Source organism: Nitrospira sp., assembly GCA_016715825.1.
In the GTDB taxonomy this organism is placed as follows: Bacteria; Nitrospirota; Nitrospiria; order Nitrospirales; family Nitrospiraceae; genus Nitrospira_D.
The window spans coordinates 71773-88312 of record JADJXO010000003.1 but is presented as its reverse complement, the minus strand read 5'-3'; the positions used below and the strand labels follow the sequence as shown (position 1 = coordinate 88312).

Annotated in this window: 15 protein-coding genes; 4 read left to right on the top strand and 11 right to left on the bottom strand. The window is 56.3% G+C overall.

What is annotated here, in order from left to right:
• Positions 1 to 246 precede the first annotated feature (246 nt).
• The 7 genes from IPM58_10035 to IPM58_10005 all read right to left on the bottom strand — a co-directional run bounded on the left by IPM58_10035 (position 247) and on the right by IPM58_10005 (position 8869).
• A complete protein-coding gene (locus IPM58_10035; protein MBK9307403.1) occupies positions 247 to 999 on the bottom strand; it encodes a response regulator transcription factor in 753 nt (250 codons plus the stop codon).
• The gene (locus IPM58_10030) at positions 996 to 1367 is read right to left on the bottom strand and encodes a hypothetical protein (protein ID MBK9307402.1); all 372 of its coding nucleotides are present in this window, start codon (positions 1365 to 1367) and stop codon (positions 996 to 998) included. The genes IPM58_10035 and IPM58_10030 overlap by 4 nt, the downstream gene beginning before the upstream one ends.
• Positions 1368 to 2041: 674 nt before the next feature.
• On the bottom strand, positions 2042 to 3844 hold the full coding sequence (locus IPM58_10025; protein ID MBK9307401.1) for a sigma 54-interacting transcriptional regulator: 1803 nt from the start codon (positions 3842 to 3844) through the stop codon (positions 2042 to 2044).
• A complete protein-coding gene (locus IPM58_10020) occupies positions 3841 to 4362 on the bottom strand; it encodes a GTP-binding protein (protein ID MBK9307400.1) in 522 nt (173 codons plus the stop codon). The genes IPM58_10025 and IPM58_10020 overlap by 4 nt, the downstream gene beginning before the upstream one ends.
• Positions 4359 to 6131 carry an OmpA family protein gene (locus IPM58_10015; GenBank protein MBK9307399.1) on the bottom strand — a complete coding sequence of 591 codons (1773 nt, stop codon included), beginning with the start codon at positions 6129 to 6131 and terminating at the stop codon, positions 4359 to 4361. The genes IPM58_10020 and IPM58_10015 overlap by 4 nt, the downstream gene beginning before the upstream one ends.
• 111 nt (positions 6132 to 6242) lie before the next feature.
• A complete protein-coding gene (locus IPM58_10010) occupies positions 6243 to 6860 on the bottom strand; it encodes a hypothetical protein (GenBank protein ID MBK9307398.1) in 618 nt (205 codons plus the stop codon).
• Between the two features lie 359 nt (positions 6861 to 7219).
• On the bottom strand, positions 7220 to 8869 hold the full coding sequence (locus IPM58_10005; protein ID MBK9307397.1) for an AsmA family protein: 1650 nt from the start codon (positions 8867 to 8869) through the stop codon (positions 7220 to 7222).
• A 230-nt stretch (positions 8870 to 9099) separates the two neighbouring features.
• Here IPM58_10005 and IPM58_10000 point away from each other — a divergent pair, with 230 nt between their 5' ends.
• On the top strand, positions 9100 to 9525 hold the full coding sequence (locus IPM58_10000; protein MBK9307396.1) for a hypothetical protein: 426 nt from the start codon (positions 9100 to 9102) through the stop codon (positions 9523 to 9525).
• A 134-nt stretch (positions 9526 to 9659) separates the two neighbouring features.
• On the opposite strand, the gene IPM58_09995 is transcribed toward IPM58_10000, so the two are convergent.
• A complete protein-coding gene (locus tag IPM58_09995; protein MBK9307395.1) occupies positions 9660 to 10808 on the bottom strand; it encodes an agmatinase family protein in 1149 nt (382 codons plus the stop codon).
• 83 nt (positions 10809 to 10891) lie between these two features.
• Positions 10892 to 12361: an amino acid permease gene (locus tag IPM58_09990; GenBank protein MBK9307394.1), complete on the bottom strand. Its 1470-nt coding sequence runs from the start codon at positions 12359 to 12361 to the stop codon at positions 10892 to 10894.
• A gap of 409 nt (positions 12362 to 12770) precedes the next feature.
• Between IPM58_09990 and IPM58_09985 the strand changes: the two genes are divergently transcribed.
• From IPM58_09985 to IPM58_09975, 3 genes are all read left to right on the top strand, one after another.
• The gene (locus IPM58_09985; GenBank protein ID MBK9307393.1) at positions 12771 to 13085 is read left to right on the top strand and encodes an HPF/RaiA family ribosome-associated protein; all 315 of its coding nucleotides are present in this window, start codon (positions 12771 to 12773) and stop codon (positions 13083 to 13085) included.
• 43 nt (positions 13086 to 13128) lie between these two features.
• Entirely contained in the window at positions 13129 to 13602 is a 474-nt protein-coding gene (locus IPM58_09980) for a carbohydrate-binding protein (GenBank protein ID MBK9307392.1), read from the top strand.
• A gap of 88 nt (positions 13603 to 13690) precedes the next feature.
• On the top strand, positions 13691 to 14716 hold the full coding sequence (locus IPM58_09975; protein ID MBK9307391.1) for a hypothetical protein: 1026 nt from the start codon (positions 13691 to 13693) through the stop codon (positions 14714 to 14716).
• Between the two features lie 96 nt (positions 14717 to 14812).
• Here the strand turns inward: IPM58_09975 and IPM58_09970 are convergent, their stop codons facing one another.
• Positions 14813 to 15016 carry a hypothetical protein gene (locus IPM58_09970; GenBank protein MBK9307390.1) on the bottom strand — a complete coding sequence of 68 codons (204 nt, stop codon included), beginning with the start codon at positions 15014 to 15016 and terminating at the stop codon, positions 14813 to 14815.
• Between the two features lie 13 nt (positions 15017 to 15029).
• Entirely contained in the window at positions 15030 to 16448 is a 1419-nt protein-coding gene (locus IPM58_09965; protein ID MBK9307389.1) for a class I SAM-dependent methyltransferase, read from the bottom strand.
• Positions 16449 to 16540: the final 92 nt, after the last annotated feature.

The window sequence follows — 16540 nt, the reverse complement described above, 5'->3', positions numbered from 1 at the left end:
TTAGGTTGTATACCGATTTTCATGAGGCAGTGCAACAAGATTGTCGGGACATCTACACTGTTAGGTGTACGAATAGTATGACGTTCTTCGATGGATCTGTGCCGTTTTGCTCAGCCGATTCAACTCAGGCGGGAGAAGCGAGACTCGTGGCTTTACTCCTCCCGCCGTGAAGGTGGCCATGGGCGGAGGTGGAGGGCATTGAGACCGTCTCCACGATTCTTCAGCTCCCATGAAGCGGCGTCTCTCTTACTGATCCACGCCCATTTCAAGATGTACATAGTACCGCGCGGCTTCCGATCTTCTGGATATTCGGAGGCGCTTGTAGATTCGTTGTAGGCGCGTTGCCACGGCGGTGGGGAGCACGCCTAATTCGAGGGCTATCTCCCTATTGGTCTTGCCTGATGCCACATACCCCAACAAGCGACGATCATCGCGCGACAGGTGCCCCTTTCCCATTGCCGACGGACCTGCACCTCTAGCCTTCACCCACGTAATCACGTGCTCAGTCAAGTGTTGATCCATAATCGCTTGTCCGGTCGCGACAATTTCGATGCTCTTCGTGACGGCATCCGCTGCAGCACTCTTCAAGAGATACCCTTGAGCGCCGGCCAGGATCGCTGCGCGCAGGAGATCCTTATTGTCATGAGCTGTGAAAAAGAGTACCCCGATATGTGGATAGCCGTCCCGTATTTTCTTACACAGTTCGATCCCGCTTCTTCGCTCCACCTCCACCTCCAACATGACGACATTAGGTCGGTGGGTTTCTATGGCGGTCAGGGCCTCACCGCAGGTCGTGGCGATACCGACGACTTCGATATGATCGCTTTTCGACACGAAGGTCTTGAGGCCATACAGGGTGAGTATGGATTCGTCTATCAGCAAGACACGTATTGCCTTCCGCACTCCCGTCGAGCCACCCATCGCATGATTCCCCTTGAATAGATTTCCTATCTGTTCCGCTGCCTTCGATGCCCGGTCAGTTGAAAGATCTACGTTCATCGGCGCCCCTTCCTTTCGATTAGGCCTTTGATGAAGGCAAGCCAGCCTCTGTCGCTCCACACACGCAACGGCGTCCTGATAGAGACATGCACTGGCACTGACGTCGCGTGACCTTGGTGGCCTAGGTCGGTTCCCTGTATTCGTGGGAGACAGGTTGGGCAATAGGTGTGGACGAACGGCACGTCCCGGAGTTGCACGGCGTGTTTCCTTCGATAGGCCGCCATCGTCATCCACGCGGCTGTTTGCTCACGTTCGCTCGCCGCATCGTCTCGAACAACGCCGCAGTACTGACACACCAAGAGTGGGTGTGGCTCTCCGGCTGAGGCCTGATCGAGCCATTCCATTGGCCCATGCGGTTGGTACGCCATAGCAATCATCGTGTGGTCCAAAGGTTTGGTTGAGACTTTGCCCTTGCCTGAGCACGTCGAGATCTCGGAGTGCTCCCGGACACGCGTTCCGATTCCGATCCCGTGGAATTCAGCACTCTGCACATATCCACAAAGAAGTCCACGAACGCCCCGATGACCGATTCTCGACAGCTTTGTGCCTGCAGTCCCGTCACCGGCTCCCATGTATCGCCGATGTGCTGGAGTACAACCAACCGATGTACCTTCGTCTTCGGACACGATTCGGTGGTCAGCAGGAAGTTCTGTCCCAGATGATTTTCGACAAGGAGCCCATGAGTGGTCATTGCTTTGAGCCTCTCCAATCTGTTGCCGAAGAATGATTCACGCTCTTGCCCGATTACCTCAACCGTCTCAACGTGACTGTTATGATTTCAAACTTCATGCCGTTTCATCTGGAATTCTGATTCCCTTAATAATGAAGACGTTCTTTCTCACCTGCTCGTGATGAGGCTCATTCAAATTGTCTCATCCTGAAACAGGTGCCTGTCTCATGAGACAGGCACCGGCTGCCCTGAGACAGGTACGGCGTCCGAGAATGCAGTGTGGTGGTGAAGCGGGATCGCTGAATATCAGATCGGCACACCGCCTTCGAAACCGATTAACGGCAGGGGAGAAAACAGATTCTAGAAATTCTGCTAACGAGGCTGGATATGGAGTTCGATGAGGCGTCGATAGAACGTGGCCCTGCTGACTCCCAGGCGTCTGGCCGCCTCTGTTCGATTGCCTTTGGCATCCGCGAGCGCGGCTAGCAATCGGGCTTTCTCATCGTGCTCAGGAAGCGGGACCGAAGCGGAAGGATCCAGAACGGCTGAGGCTCCCACAATTTCCGGAGGAAGATCGTCGGCAGACACTTCCCTCCCCTTGCAGCTGATGACGGCGAATTCAATCGCACTCCGCAGCTCACGTACGTTTCCTGGCCAGACATAGCTCATCAGCCGATGGAGCGCGTCCGGTTTCAGGAAGTCGACGGTCTTCGCGGCGGCCGTACAAATGGTCGCCAGGAAGGATTGTGCGAGCAACGGGATATCTTCTCGGCGTTCTCTGAGCGGGGGAAGGTGTATTCTGGCGACACGGATCCGATACAGAAGATCGGCACGAAATGAGCCACGAACGACGTCTTCGCTTAAATTATGGTGCGTGGCCGCCACCACACGCACATTCACCTTGCGTGGTCTGGCTTCTCCCAGGCGGGTAATTTCCTTCTCCTGCAGCACCCGCAGAAGCGCTGTTTGAACCGGCGGCGGGATATCGCCGATTTCATCGAGGAACAAGGTTCCGCCGTCCGCGGCTTCGAATAATCCCTGTTGGTCATTGACAGCCCCGGTAAAGGCCCCTCGCTTGTGGCCGAAGAGTTGACTCGTGAGGAGTGAATCGGTCAAGCCGGCACAGTTGGCGGCAATGAACGGTTTGTTCCGTCTTTCGCTGACTGAATGGATGGCGCGTGCAATCAATTCTTTTCCGGTCCCCGTTTCACCTTCGATCAGCACCGTGGTGTCAACCGAGGCCACATCTCGGACCAGTTGGTACACGCGAAGCATCGCAGGGCTCTTCCCCACAAGATCATGAAACGAGGACTGCTCCTTGAGCACACGCCGGAGCGCATGGAGCTCCGTGCGGTCGGTCACCACCAGGATTCTCCGATCGGGGTGTCGGGGATCGTGATGAATACCCAGTTCAACCCAAGAGGGATTGGGCTTCCTCAGACACAATGGTCCGACGATCCGGCCGTTCGTTGGAGCTTCGATCAGCTGGCGGAGCATCACACGGTCCTGTTCGTTAATCGGAAATACCGTTTCCCACTCACGCCCGAGCGCCTCCTCGGCCGCGACGCCGAGCAATTCAAGTCCGCGATCGCTGGCAAAGGTGATACGGCCACGTTCATCGAGAACAAGCGCTGCGAGCCCGAGGTGTTGAAGCAGAGCCAATGCGTCGTCTTTCGTGCGTTCGCTGGCTTCGAGCTGATGAATCAGACGTGTCTCCGTTTTGCGCTGAGCCTTTGAAGCAATGGTTTCGGCAAGCACACGTTCTCGGGCTCGTTGCACAATGGCTCGCATCTGCTCAAACCCGGTCCCTAAACATTCAATGAGTAAGATCGTACGAGCTTCTATGGACAATACCGTGGCCTCAAACGTCATCGTGCGGCCCTGGCCATCCGTCTCCGTCCATGGCCCCGACTTCTCCACCGTAGTGGCTTCTGCGTTCCGGGCCGGATCATCTGCAATGAGGTAGTCCTTCAAGAATGGTGACCAGAGGTCAAGGTCCAACACCGGGCGTGGTTCGGGACCGCAGCGCGCATGCCACCATTCAGGTGCACGCCCTTGAAGGGAAAACTCTCCTGTCATCCCGTTCCGCTCAAAGACCGCGATATCGAGACTCGACAGCACACGATCGAGGAGTGGGTTCTCGGAGGGAACGGGATGGAGCGGCGGTAAACTCATGGGTGTGTGTTGGGAAGGGGAGATCTCTGCACCATCTGGGTGGCGAGGTTTAGAAACAGCTCGTCGACACCTTGCCCAAGCTTGGCGCTTCCAAAGAGAACGGTCCAATTCCGGTCTCGGAGTTGTTCAATCACATGCTCGTCGATTTCCCACTCGGATCGCACATCCGCCTTATTAATAATCGAGACAAATGGGACCGGTCCCACCGTGGTCGCCGCGGTCTGCTGGAGGGCAAGGGCCGTTTCCAACGTGTCCTTTCGGGTGCCATCCATCACTACGATATACCCTGATGATCCGCGAAGGTACGAGTCGCGCACATGCTGGAACTCATCTTCTCCATAGAGATCCCACAACACCAACATGACTCCTCGGCCGTCCACTGTGACACACTTCTTTTCCACGGTGACGCCAATCGTGGTCCGATACTGATCCGAAAACACATTACTCACAAACCGTCGCACGAGGCTGGTTTTCCCCACGGCGAATCCGCCCAACATACAGATTTTTTTCTGGATCATGGATCAGCCGTCTGGGAGTCCTGCCCCTGAGCGGTCAGCGTAGCCCGCAGAGTCGCAATCCGCCGATTACCGATTTCCTGGGTCGAGCCACGCTGGTCCTGCGGCCCAACGGTGCCAATCACCATGGTGTCGGACCTATCGAGCCGTTTCTCACTCAGCACCGCGACCACAGCCCTTGCTCGTTCCTGGCTCAGTTGAAGATTCCTCGCCGGAGAACCGGTCGCATCGGTCCACCCTAAGACCTCGAGATCCACCCGTTGGCCCGACTGCGACACCAGCTGATCCAATTCTCGTAAAATCGCTGACACCGTGCCCAGTGCATCACGTTCGGCCCCTTCCACGGTCGATGAACCGGACGGAAAGTGAATCACTGTGCGATTGATTCGGTCCAGGAGAGCCGGGATGGAGGCCGTCATGAGGCCGTCGTCTTGGTACTGTGAGATTCCAGGAACGAGCACCGCCAACCGTCTAGCCTCTCTGGCCCAGTCGGGCGAGGCAGCGCCGGTGGCAACCAAGAGGCCACCCTCGATGTGGAACTTCACGCTCTCCGGTGCCCGCAAGATCGATTGCGCCCTGGCCACCACGAGCGAGGCATCTAATGCATAAAACGGAGCCCACTCCATTTTCACGGTGGCGGGATTGAAGCCGGCTTCGACCACCAGCGCTGTGGGAGATTTTGCCAACGGGTCACGCAATCCCTCAATATGATACTCACCCCACATCGACCTTGCCTGTGTGATCACGATGCCAGGCTCCTCGCGTAACCGATCGAGAAGATGCGACCATCTACTTTGCGCCTGATATGCCATCCATCCCCACCAGACGACGCCCAGGACGATGAGGCCGATCAGAATCCACCCTTTGAGAGCCCCTTGTTTCGGTGGCCGCTCATAGTGGGCTTCTAAACAATGCTCTAAGTCGACCTGTGTCGTCTTGAATGGGGCTGCATCCCCGGTAAAATGCGCCAAGGCATCGGCATGGTGCGCATGAATATGGTCGAGCACGTCACGGAACCGTTCTCGTAGGTCGGCAGGTGGTGTTCCGCGAATGACACCGGCTAAATAGGAGTGTGCCCCCTGTTCGACCCACACTGTCCACTCGCCCACCTGAAACTGGTCCAGCGCCTGATCTGGAGCGGCACCGAACGAATCCCTCACATAGTTTTGAATGGCGGTCAACATGCCCGACACGACGTGTTGATCCTGCACGACGGCCCCATCGCTCGCCACATGATGTAACAGGAGGCCTGTCTCCCGATGGATCAGAAAGACTTGTTCAACGCGATACCGGAGCCGATGGAGCAGTACGACTTCCGCAAAAGGCTTCCCCGTCCGCCAGGCTTCCAATCGCCACCGCATGCCACGAACAGATAGACTCTCGTCCAGGGTATGATTGAAAGACTGTGTCATGCTCTGCAGCGCGCGGGCGATGGCCTGTCGGATCGCCGGTCCCATGATCGGAGCAATCGCATCCACAATCGTTCTCGGCGATTTCCGAATCGCCGTCACGAAACCGCTTTCGACATAGGGGGTCAAGACCGTCGACAACTGTTGGTCGCCTTCCCCTCGAATGGCAAACGCTTCGGGGAGCACTCTGCTGACATCACCAGGTTCAATAATATGGTTGTCCAGTCGATCCCGGAGTTCGTCGAGCTGGGTGTGTTCGGGAGCCAGTAGTAAGGTGCGGAGCTCCGTCCAGTCTTCATGAACGGACGCATCCCTATGGGGGCGGGAGGATTCGCTGCTTGGTTTGCCGTAATCTCGAGACATTGCTGTACGCATCCGTACGTCAGTCGAAACTGGACTCGGACCCGTCAGATGATGTCGATCGCTGGACGCAACATAGCGGGTGTGGATCCGAGTGACGCTGGTAGACCCGGCTCATGAGCGCCCCGCATTCGCCTCATCATTGACTAGTCGTTTCCCGGCTTCCATCAGAATGGCTGCGAGCATGGAACGATCGGTCTTTTCAGACCGAAGATCGTGCACGGCTTGATTGAGCGCCGAGGTGGTTTCGGCATGGCGTGCACGAACGTCATTCGCCAGCTCTGCGGAGCGTTCGGTCAATTGTTGCAGGACATGGTGTTGTGATTGGGTGGACTGACTTTCCAGTTCACGAGCTTTGTCGTGCAGAGCCGTGGCCAACTGCGTGAGGTCCTGCGCGAGCTTCGTGACCGACGCGCCTCGAATCTCCTGCTCCTTTGTGAGTCTGTCCGCCAGGGCATCAACCTCTTTCTTGATGTAGATTTCAAGGCTGTCAAAACGACGTTTCAGATCATTACGAAGATCCGTGGCTTCACGAAGCAGGTGCTGTTCAAGTTGTGCAAACCGGCGATCATGTTCCCGAGCCTGTGCGCCGAAGAGAATGTCCCGAATTTTATCCAGATTTCCGCTCGCCGAAGGATCATCGGCAGACGCCACCTCCACTTCTCGAGTAGGATGTACCGTGGGGTCTCCTTGAGCCTTCCTGGGCTGACCGGTATAGATTGATGGAGTCATAGCTTCACCTCATATTCTTAAAGGGTCGCGCTGGACCAGCTCTACCTGGACTAGCCTCTTAGTTCACAGCCATTCCGGGACGCTGACCCGGCGCCTGCTTCCCTTGGAGGAATCGTTGTAAGGATGCTAATCCTAGCACCGGCACAGAGAGGCAACAAGACCAAATCTATGGGGTCTGTTCCCGTTAGCCCCAAGGGGGAGTTGGGGGAAGGGTTGTTCCGTCAGGCTCTGACCGTTTACCAGCTGCCTATCGTAACGAGTTGAGGATGGTTCAATGTCATAGACTCGGAATGATGGAGGATCGGGATATTTCGATCTCCTCAGAGTGAACGGTGCTCGCCGATTTTCTTAACCGTCTCCTACCGGCCGAACAATCCTTTGAGCAACTCTTGCCCTTCCCGTTTGAGATCTTCCGGTCTCGTCGTGCCTTTGAGCAGACCTCCGACGGTTTCTTCCACCTTCTTCTTGACCTGCTCCTGAACTTTTCCGGTCAGGCCTTTGACATCGACCCCGTAGGACGGAGCCTGTGCGGTACCGGTGATGGTCAGCGGGAGACTGAGTCGACCGTCTTTCATTGCGATCTTGACGACGGGTGACGCACCGGAGAGCTTTTGGCTCACCTCCTGCGAGAGATTCAGGTTGACGAGCAAATTCAGTTGTTGGTCGAATCCGATGGTGCCGCCGCCCGTGGCCTGAAAGTCATGACTGTCCATCAAGAGATTTTGCAACTTGATGAGACCTTGCTTGATGGCGAGGTCCGTCTCGATCGTGGAGAAAACCGTGGCTTTGGGGTCATCGACCGAAATACCTGCCACGTTGAGAGCGGAGACCACCTCTTGGAGTATATTCACGCCTTGAATCTTCCCATCCTTTACGGCCAAGTGACCCGTTCCCTGCAACGCTTTGGTCAAGTCAGGCATCGAGAAGCCACGCCCCTCCACCGATAGGTTCGCACCGGCTGCTCCGCTGACAGAAACCGGCGTGTCGGCAACCGTGCTGAGAGCCGGACCGAGCTGGAGTCCTTGTATTGTCACGCCGCCGTTAAATGGAGGCGCATCGGATCCTGCGACCAACTTGCCGTTCCCCTTTACCTGGCCATCAAATAGCCCAAACGAAAGGGTATTGAGCTTGGCCTCCTGCCCTTTGACTTCTGCCGAAATCTGAAGATTCTTGATCTCGACCGGTTTCTTGAACGGGAGGGCAATTGGAAGATTCGCGGTGTTGATGAGCGGCGAGCTGACGTTGACCGTCGCACTATGGTCGACTGCTTCCCCAGTAATGGCAAAGTCCGTCTTCCCGACGGACAGCTGGAAGTTGATCGCCTCGACATCCATCGTGTCCTTGAGTGGACCGAAGGTCCCGTCGAGTTTGACTGGCATGTTAAAAGGCTGAACAAGCGACGCGACATGTACGTTGGGCGTCTGCCCAAGACGAACATCGCGAAGAAGCACCTCCAAATCCTGTAATACATATTCGGTCATCTTGGCCACCGATTGATCTCGGTAGGTCAGTTTCCCGCCGTCGATTGACACTCGATCCACGGCCAAGAGGGCGAGAATTTTCAGCGGGCCTTCGGCGGAAGGAATTGGCGCTTTCGAGGGAGCCTCGGGAACCGCGACACCCTTACGGCCGATCGTCGAAGCATTCAGAACACCGTTCTTATTCTTAATCACCGTAATGACCGGATTACGGAGAGTCACTTCCTCCACCTCAACCTGACCGCTCAACAGCGGCATCAGTTTCACGCCCACATCCAAGGAGGAGAGTGATGCGAAGGGACCTGAGTCAAATGATGGATCGTCCATTACCGCGAAGCCTGCCACAGTCGCGCCGATTCTCGGCCAAACTGTCAAACGAATGTCTTGTAGTTGGACCTTGCGATTGAGGGCTTCTTCGATGAGCGGTTTGTATTGGTCTTGATACTTATTCAGGTCGACCAGGAAGGGAAGCGAGAGCAGGGTTCCGATCAGCAAGACCGCGAGGACGAACAGGCCTATCAGGATTTTCATCGGTGATCCCCTCCAGGTGAAGTGTAAGTATAGAAACTGATTTGGTGTGAGTCAAACGAGCAGTGGCTCAGACCGCATTGTGAGCATTCCCAGGAGAACCGTCATTTCTTACAGTTGCCACAACCGGCGCCCCGATTACTGGTCTTGTTCGAAGCGGCTCGCAGGAGAAGGTCCATCTCATCGTCAGTTGCCGATCAGCGAGTGCAGTGCTCTCGCCCGCATGCAGACAGATGTCGCCTCTGTCGTCATTGGCATGCTATTTGACGATAGAGTCGTCACTTGTTGCCATACTCCATGAGTTCGACACCGGCGATCGATCACTGCATTTAACAAGTCTCCTGGTGAAGAAGTCGTATTTCCTCTTAGGGCCCCGACAGACCGGGAAGAGCTTCTTGATCGCCCAGACCTTCCGAGGCACCCGCCTGTATGACCTCTTGGATACATCCATCTATCTGACACTCAGCCAGCGTCCGAAGCGATTGGCCGAAGAACTCACCTCCAACGATCTCAAATCATTGAAGGCACTGGCAGAGGAGCGGAAACTCAAACGCTATCTTTGCGTCAGTCTGGAAGCCCGGCGACGAAAAGTTGGCGAGGTAACGATCCTTCCCATCCACGAGTTTGTGAATAACCTTTGGAATGAGTCGTATTCGTAGCTCCACGCCCGCCAAGAAAAGATTTTCTAAAGTTTAGGTCAGATACTTATAGCTGCGCGTTGAAAAGCCGTTGACGAGCTTGCATGCATGCAAGCCCGTCAACGGCTCCTTCGTCATCGTGAGATCAGTGCATTTCAGCGCTGTTTTCGGTTGGCCAGGTTCCCGGATCGTACTTGGCATGCCAAGACATCGCAGATCACCCGAGTGGCCATGAGGCTGGTAATCTCCGCCGCGTCGTAGGGTGGTGAACACTCGACGATTTCCATCCCGGCCAGCGGCTTCGTGTCCGCGATGATCTGGAGAAACTTCAGCACTTCACGCGGAAGAAAGCCGCCCGGCTCAGGCCAGCCGGTGCCTGGCACAAAGGCCGCATCCAAGCAATCCACGTCGAAGCTCAGCCACACCGCATCCACCCCATCAAATGCCACTTCGAGCGCTTGCTTCGCGGCATTCTCGATGCCCATTTCCACGCAGTCGGTCACGGTCATGATCGTGGTTTGGCGTTCACGGCCGGACTTCACGCCGGGTCTGGGCGCTTGCCAGCCGCCGATGCCGATCTGAACAAGATTCTTGGCCGGCACGTTGGGGATATTGGTCGCATGGAACCACGGCGTGGTGTGCATACGTTCATCGAGATCCGTCTCCTGCGTATCCACATGCCGGTCGAAGTGCAGGATGCCGAGTTTCTTGCCGTTCATGTTCTGAGCCACGCCCCGCACGGTGGCAAAGCCAAGCGAATGGTCTCCACCCAATACCACGGGAAAGGCCCCGCTCGCGTAGACATGGCCGACCCCTTTGCTGACTTGATCGAACGTCTTTTCGATGTTGCCAGGAATCGTAAAGACGTCACCAAGATCGCACATGGAAATGGACTCCCGGAGATCCACGCCCAGCTCGAAACTGTACGTCCCATATAAGGCCGAAATCTTGCGGATGCCCTGCGGGCCGAACCGGGTACCCGCCCGATAGGTGGTTCCGCCGTCGAACGGCGCTCCGAGAATGGCGACATCGTATTCCCCACATTTGCGGACGTCTTCGACATACGGCGCTTTGGTGAAGGTATTGATGCCCGCGAAATGCGGGAGCTCTCCGCGACTAAAGGTGGGAATGCGGCGATCTTTGATGGAATCGGCACCAGGCAGGCCTAATTCAAGACCTCGGGCCACTTCCTCTTCATATTTCGTCGTCGGCAGCAGCGCCTCCGCTTCGACGGCAAATTTCGCCTCCGGCCCGTACTTGTCATGTAGAGGAACCTTGCCTTGGTATGTTCTCTTCTTTGCCATGAGCACTCCTTTCTACGGGATAGATGGATTCTGACTCTCTGTGAAACGTTCCTTACAGTGCAAGTCTTCGTACACTCCTTCCGTCATTCTTTCTGTGGCTCGGCCTTTCTCGGATGGGCTGATGCCTCGTGCCTGCCGACGAGGACATACAGCGTCGTCACCGTGAGTATGCTACCTAATACCAGCGGGACAGCCCAGAGTTGCCACCAGGGCGCATTGGGCGACGTGGCATAGGGACGTGGCCACGCAATATTGACAAACTCAAATGCCGACCAGAGAAACGCTGCCATATTGATCAGGAGTCCCCACGAGCCGAGTTTCAGTTGACCTAACGAGGGGTCCCAGCGACCTGTGAGCCTGGTGTAGAGCCCAACCCCCGTGGTCATCGCAAACATGGCGTACAAGCCGCCCGTCCCGAATGCCAGGACCGTCGCGACTGCTTCATCATTGAGGCCAAAGAGCAGGCCAAGCGTGGCCAGCAGCACTGTGAACAGTACGGCATTCCGCGGTGCGCCGGCAGCGGTCACTCGACTGAGGACTACCGGCATACTACCTTCCCGCGCCATGGAGAACACGATCCGGGAGGTGTACTGGACCATAGATGACCCGCAAGCCAAGAACGCGATCATGACGATGGCCAGAAACGGAGTCTCTGCCCAGGCGCCAAAATTGGCGACGATCACCGGTGTGACAGGATCGGAGGCGGCACTCGTCTGCTGCAGGGTTTCGCGGTTAAAGCTCAAGGTCAGCGCGGCGGAGTTGAAGAGCACGACGCTTCCCACCATGCAGAGCGAGAAAAAGATCGCACGCGGCACCATCCGCTTCGGATCGTGCGTTTCCTCGGCGATGGTTGAGCAGGCATCGAAGCCGATGAACGCCCACCCGGAAATAGCGAGCGCCGCGAGAAACGCCGCTGTTTGACTGGGTGCGGTGCCTGTCCCTAGATGGGCCAACAGTTCAGAAAAATCATGCTGCCGAAAAAAGAAGAACAGCAACAGCGCAACGCCGAACGAGCCGACGATTTCTGCATAGACCCCCAAGGAGATGAGGAACTTAAAGACCGAGACGTGGACGAGATTGAGGACGGTGCAGACCAGCAGAAACAGCGCGCCGCAAATGACCAGCGTCACTCCCGTCCCGCTTGTAGATCCGAAGAATATCGCCAGCCAGACCCCGCCAGTGTAGGCGGTCGTGGTCAGCATCGCAATCGTGGAGCTGACATAGATGGCCCCGGCGTACGTGCCGGTGGTGGCCCCTCCGAGCTGCCTGGCCCATTTGTATGCGCCTCCCGCGATCGGAATCTGCGAGGACAACTCCGCATACACCGTGGCGACTAACAACTGCATCACTAGACAGAGCGCCAGCGCCGGAAACCAACCGCCACCCGTCACAACCGTCTGCACACCGATAATGGCATAGAGTCCCGCCACCGGTGAGACCGTTGCGAAGCCGATGGTTAGGCTGTTCCAGAGGCTGAGGCTGCGGCGGAGCGTCTCGGAAGGTTGCGAAGCGGGGGCCGGAGGAACCGTACCTGAACTTTCGTGACTTACCATGACAGACCTCTCTGCCTAGGTCGTAGGTCAGGTTGATCCGGCATGACAAGAACTATGCGATGGAGATGCATAACAAAGCCTCCTGCAGGAAGGTTAAATTCCCAAAAGGCCATGTACCTCAGTACATGATCTCCCGGGTTTTTATCCCTCCGTGGAGCCCCGTTATGCGAGGCCGAAAACTCTTGGACCAGACACTCCCTGACAGAAAGAGGAAGCCGGAACCCTAGTTTTCCTTTTGGAACAATTTTTTCAGAATCCTATTGCCTTGCCATACCAAAGTCAAGTTTCTTAGATGCACCCCACATCCTCACTGATAGCTCGGCCTCTGTAGCCTTTCCTCGATTGACTTTTTTTGCGCCTGGCGAGTAGGGTCCATGTAAGAAATAGTTCATGTGAGGGAGGGAGTCCGATGCAGATTCAGGTCAATACCGATAATCATATCCATGGGCGCGAGGAGATCGTCGCGCTTGTTGAGACCAGTGTCGAGGGAGCGGTTGGGCGATTTCGTGATCGGATTACTCGAGTCGAAGCGCATCTCAGCGACACCAACAGCCATAAGACCAAGGGGGACGACATCCGATGTGTGCTGGAAGCCAGGCTAGCCGGCCACCAGCCCATCGCCGTAACGCATCAAGCTGCCACCGTCGAGCTGGCGGTCGGTGGAGCTGCGGATAAACTCGAGCGATCAGTCGAGAGTACGCTCGGCCGACTCAAGGATCGATAACTCGTGGCACCACGAGCACCTCTCACCCTTAGGAGATCGATCGATGCGCAAACGAATCCTCGATTCAACTCAGAAGCAAGTGGTCTCCGACGATTCTAACTGGTTGAATCTGGACAATCTGGCAGACGTCGAAGTCACCTCAGAAGATCCCGCCCGTCCCATTGAAGCCGCACTGCTACCCAACCGATCGTCAGGATGGCGAGCAGGCGGACTGGGCGAGCAAACGATCCGGCTGCTTTTTTCGTCTCCACAGCGAATTCGTCGAATCTGGCTGAACTTCGTGGAGTCTGAAAGCGAACGGACGCAAGAATATGCATTGCGCTGGTCTCACGATGGAGGGAAAACCTTCCGAGATATCGTCCGTCAACAGTGGAACTTCAGCCCCCAAGGGTCGACCCGCGAAACAGAAGATCACCATGTCGACCTTCCCGGGGTCACGGCACTTGAGCTCCACATCATTCCTGACATCGGTGGGAACAGTATCCCGGCATCACTTGAACGAATGCGGGTGGCCTAACTTTCCAGCAAAGAGACAGAATAAACTGTGCTAGGATGTGCCACCTCGTTGACACGGCGACCATCTGCATCGGTTACGTCTCGATGTCATGACACCCACGGCTGCCTCATCCGCCTCCGACTATCGCTTCCTGCTTCTTATCATTCCCCCTGTGTTTATCCTGCTGCTCGCGATCGGCCTCTTCGAGTTCAGCGCTAACATCACGGTTGACAACTTTCATACCCTCACGAATTGGCTTATGCACTCAACCCCGGGGGATCCGGATCAGCCGTTCAGTGCTACTCCATTTCTCGTGGAGACTAAATCTCGGTATATCTGGCTCACCACCGTTGTTCTGGTCCTGGTGGCCGGACTCTATGCGTTTCTTCTCTGCGCAATGATCATTTACCAATGTCACAGAGGTACACGGCTGGTTATCGTCACGGCCATTGGAATAGTCTTTGCGCTAGGTGGTGTGATTTTCATGTGGGCGCTCGATGAATCCCATACGCTCTACCGGGCTGTCTTCGGTTTTAGCTACGACAACCTGAGTCGGGCCGGATCTCAGCGAATCAGCGAGCATCTCTTGCACTATGTCATGGTGGTGGTGTCCACCGTGAATGTGCAAGCTTTGATTGTCCCTGTCGTGGCACTCCTGGCGGCTTGCAGTACCCTCGCGCCGCCGGTCTCAGGCCAGCCCGACCCCAAATTCTATGCATCACAGATGAAGCGGCTCAAGGAGGTCTTGACCGCAGTCTCGGCGATTCTTGTTTCCGGAATCCTGCATATGGGCGCCTGGCTGCGATGGCCTGCAGCGCTGGTGGCAGACAAAGCCGGACAGGAAGCCGTGCTGGGCACAGCCTTGGCCATCACGCTTTTTTGGGGCGTCACGTTTACGTTGATGTTGGTGGCGACCTACCTGCCTGCGGCTCTCGCCCTCGCGAAACGAGCCGAGGCTCTACTCTTGGAGCGTCCTTGCGAAGCGGCTGAACCTGGGCTGGAGCAATGGCTGAAGGACCATGGTTTGTTCCTCTCGTTGCAGGATCACTTCCCCCAGTTCGGCTTGATTCTCGCCCCTCTCCTGGCCAGCCCCTTAAGCTCCTTACTGATCTCTCCGCTGAGTCCGACGGGGTAGCATCTTCCGTAAAATGGCCATCTGGTCCGTTCATTGCCTCACGTTGAGGGGCGGTCTCAGATAGGTCGTTACGTTTGAAGCAGTGGACCCTGTGCGTCAGCCGTACGTGTCGTATATCTTGCTGAGTTTCAACGAATTGGATCCAGGCTTGTCCAGAAACGTCAACAAGGCGATCAACGCCATACCTCCGAGTAACCAGGCTAATCCGGCAACCCATCGCCTTTGTGCAAAGGCAAACAGACCCATCATAAGCACCACACCGCCGACGAGCCCGGCAAGACCAGTACCAAAAGAACTCACCGCGTTCTCCTTATCACCGACAGGAAAAGTGACAATATTCGATCGGGCTGGGCGGAACCTGCAAGGCCATCTTGATGGCCTCGATCTCGTATCCGAGGCCTTCAAGATCTCTCTGCGCACGGATGAGTTCGTCTTCGGTCACGTACGCGACGGTGTCAGGAATGCCGTCGTCTTTCAATGAACGTAGGATGGCCCCCAAGGTCTCATGTTCTTCCGGCGGCATGTTCGTGCTGAGCGGAAATTCCAGCCGCCGGTGATAAGGACTCTCAAATGTTTCGTTCAACGTTCGGATGGTCTTGAGCACGAGACGGTCTTGCTCCCACGGCTGCAGCTTCGGTCCCGCGGACGGATGGGTGGCTAAGAGCTCCATGAGCGTGATCGCGTTCGTATTCAGCGATCGCCCCACGAACTCTCGTTGCGGCTCGATGGTCGCCGCCGTGAGGCCCACATGCTTCGCCACGGCTTCGACGAGCGCGAAGTTGATCATGAAACTGTATTGCCCGCCGAACTGGCCGTAACAGGGCTTCTCCGGATCGTTCAGGACCTTGAGGTCATTGGTCCCTGCATCGAAGGCGCTGAACCCGATGGCGTCCGGAGCCAAAAGCCGCTTTGCCTCTTTGAGGGTGGCAAAGGCTCCCATATTCACCGGCACCAACACCTCTTGGTCGATGCGTTGGAGAAACTCCACGATCGTTTTCCGATAGGGTACATCCTTCCACTCAACCTTGCGGTACTCCTTCTCCCACACCAATTCGTCGAGAAACGGCGGAAAGGTCTTGAGCGCATCGAAGTCCTTGGCTTGGAATGCTCGAACGAATGCCGACCAGTCCTGAATCGTCGCGTGCAGTGTTTCGCTGAGGTTGGGACGGATATACTCTTCCTCAACCTCACCTCCGTGTTTCGCCAACAACTTCGTCGGTAGGTCGTTCCATAGTTCGTTACAGATGATTCGATCGACCGACCCATCGGCCACTCCTGCTAGATGCTCTACAGAACCACACAAGGTGTCCACATGATCCCGATGGGGCACCAGGTCTGCGTGAGCCAAAGCCCCGTCCAGCATTGGTTGTTCCCAATCCATCAAGACATAGCGCAGACGTGGGTAGATGCGGCCCCGTGCATCGAGTGTCTTGAGATGACTGAGGAAACAGGCGGCAAGGTTACCGTTGCCGGGACCGAGCTCCAAAATCGTTACACGATCGGAGGATGACGACTGGCGACTCCGATTCTGCTCTCGCTTCATCACGCCTTCGTAGTAATCGGCCGCCAACGCATGGGCCAGCCGGAAATCCGCCGAGGCAAAGGTTTGGTAGTAGGATCGGAGTCGATCCCCTCTCAGCCCGTAGAAGAGCTGGTTGAGGTGAGTCTGCCACTGATCAAGCGGCTTATAGTCTCCGACAAGCTGAGGGAGGGCATCGGCGTCTTGCAGCATGTTCTACGATCACCCCAGTGTTGGTTTCATCAAGAAGCGGTACGGAAGGGAAAATCCTACCAGATGGCTGGAAAAGGCCGCAATGGGCAACT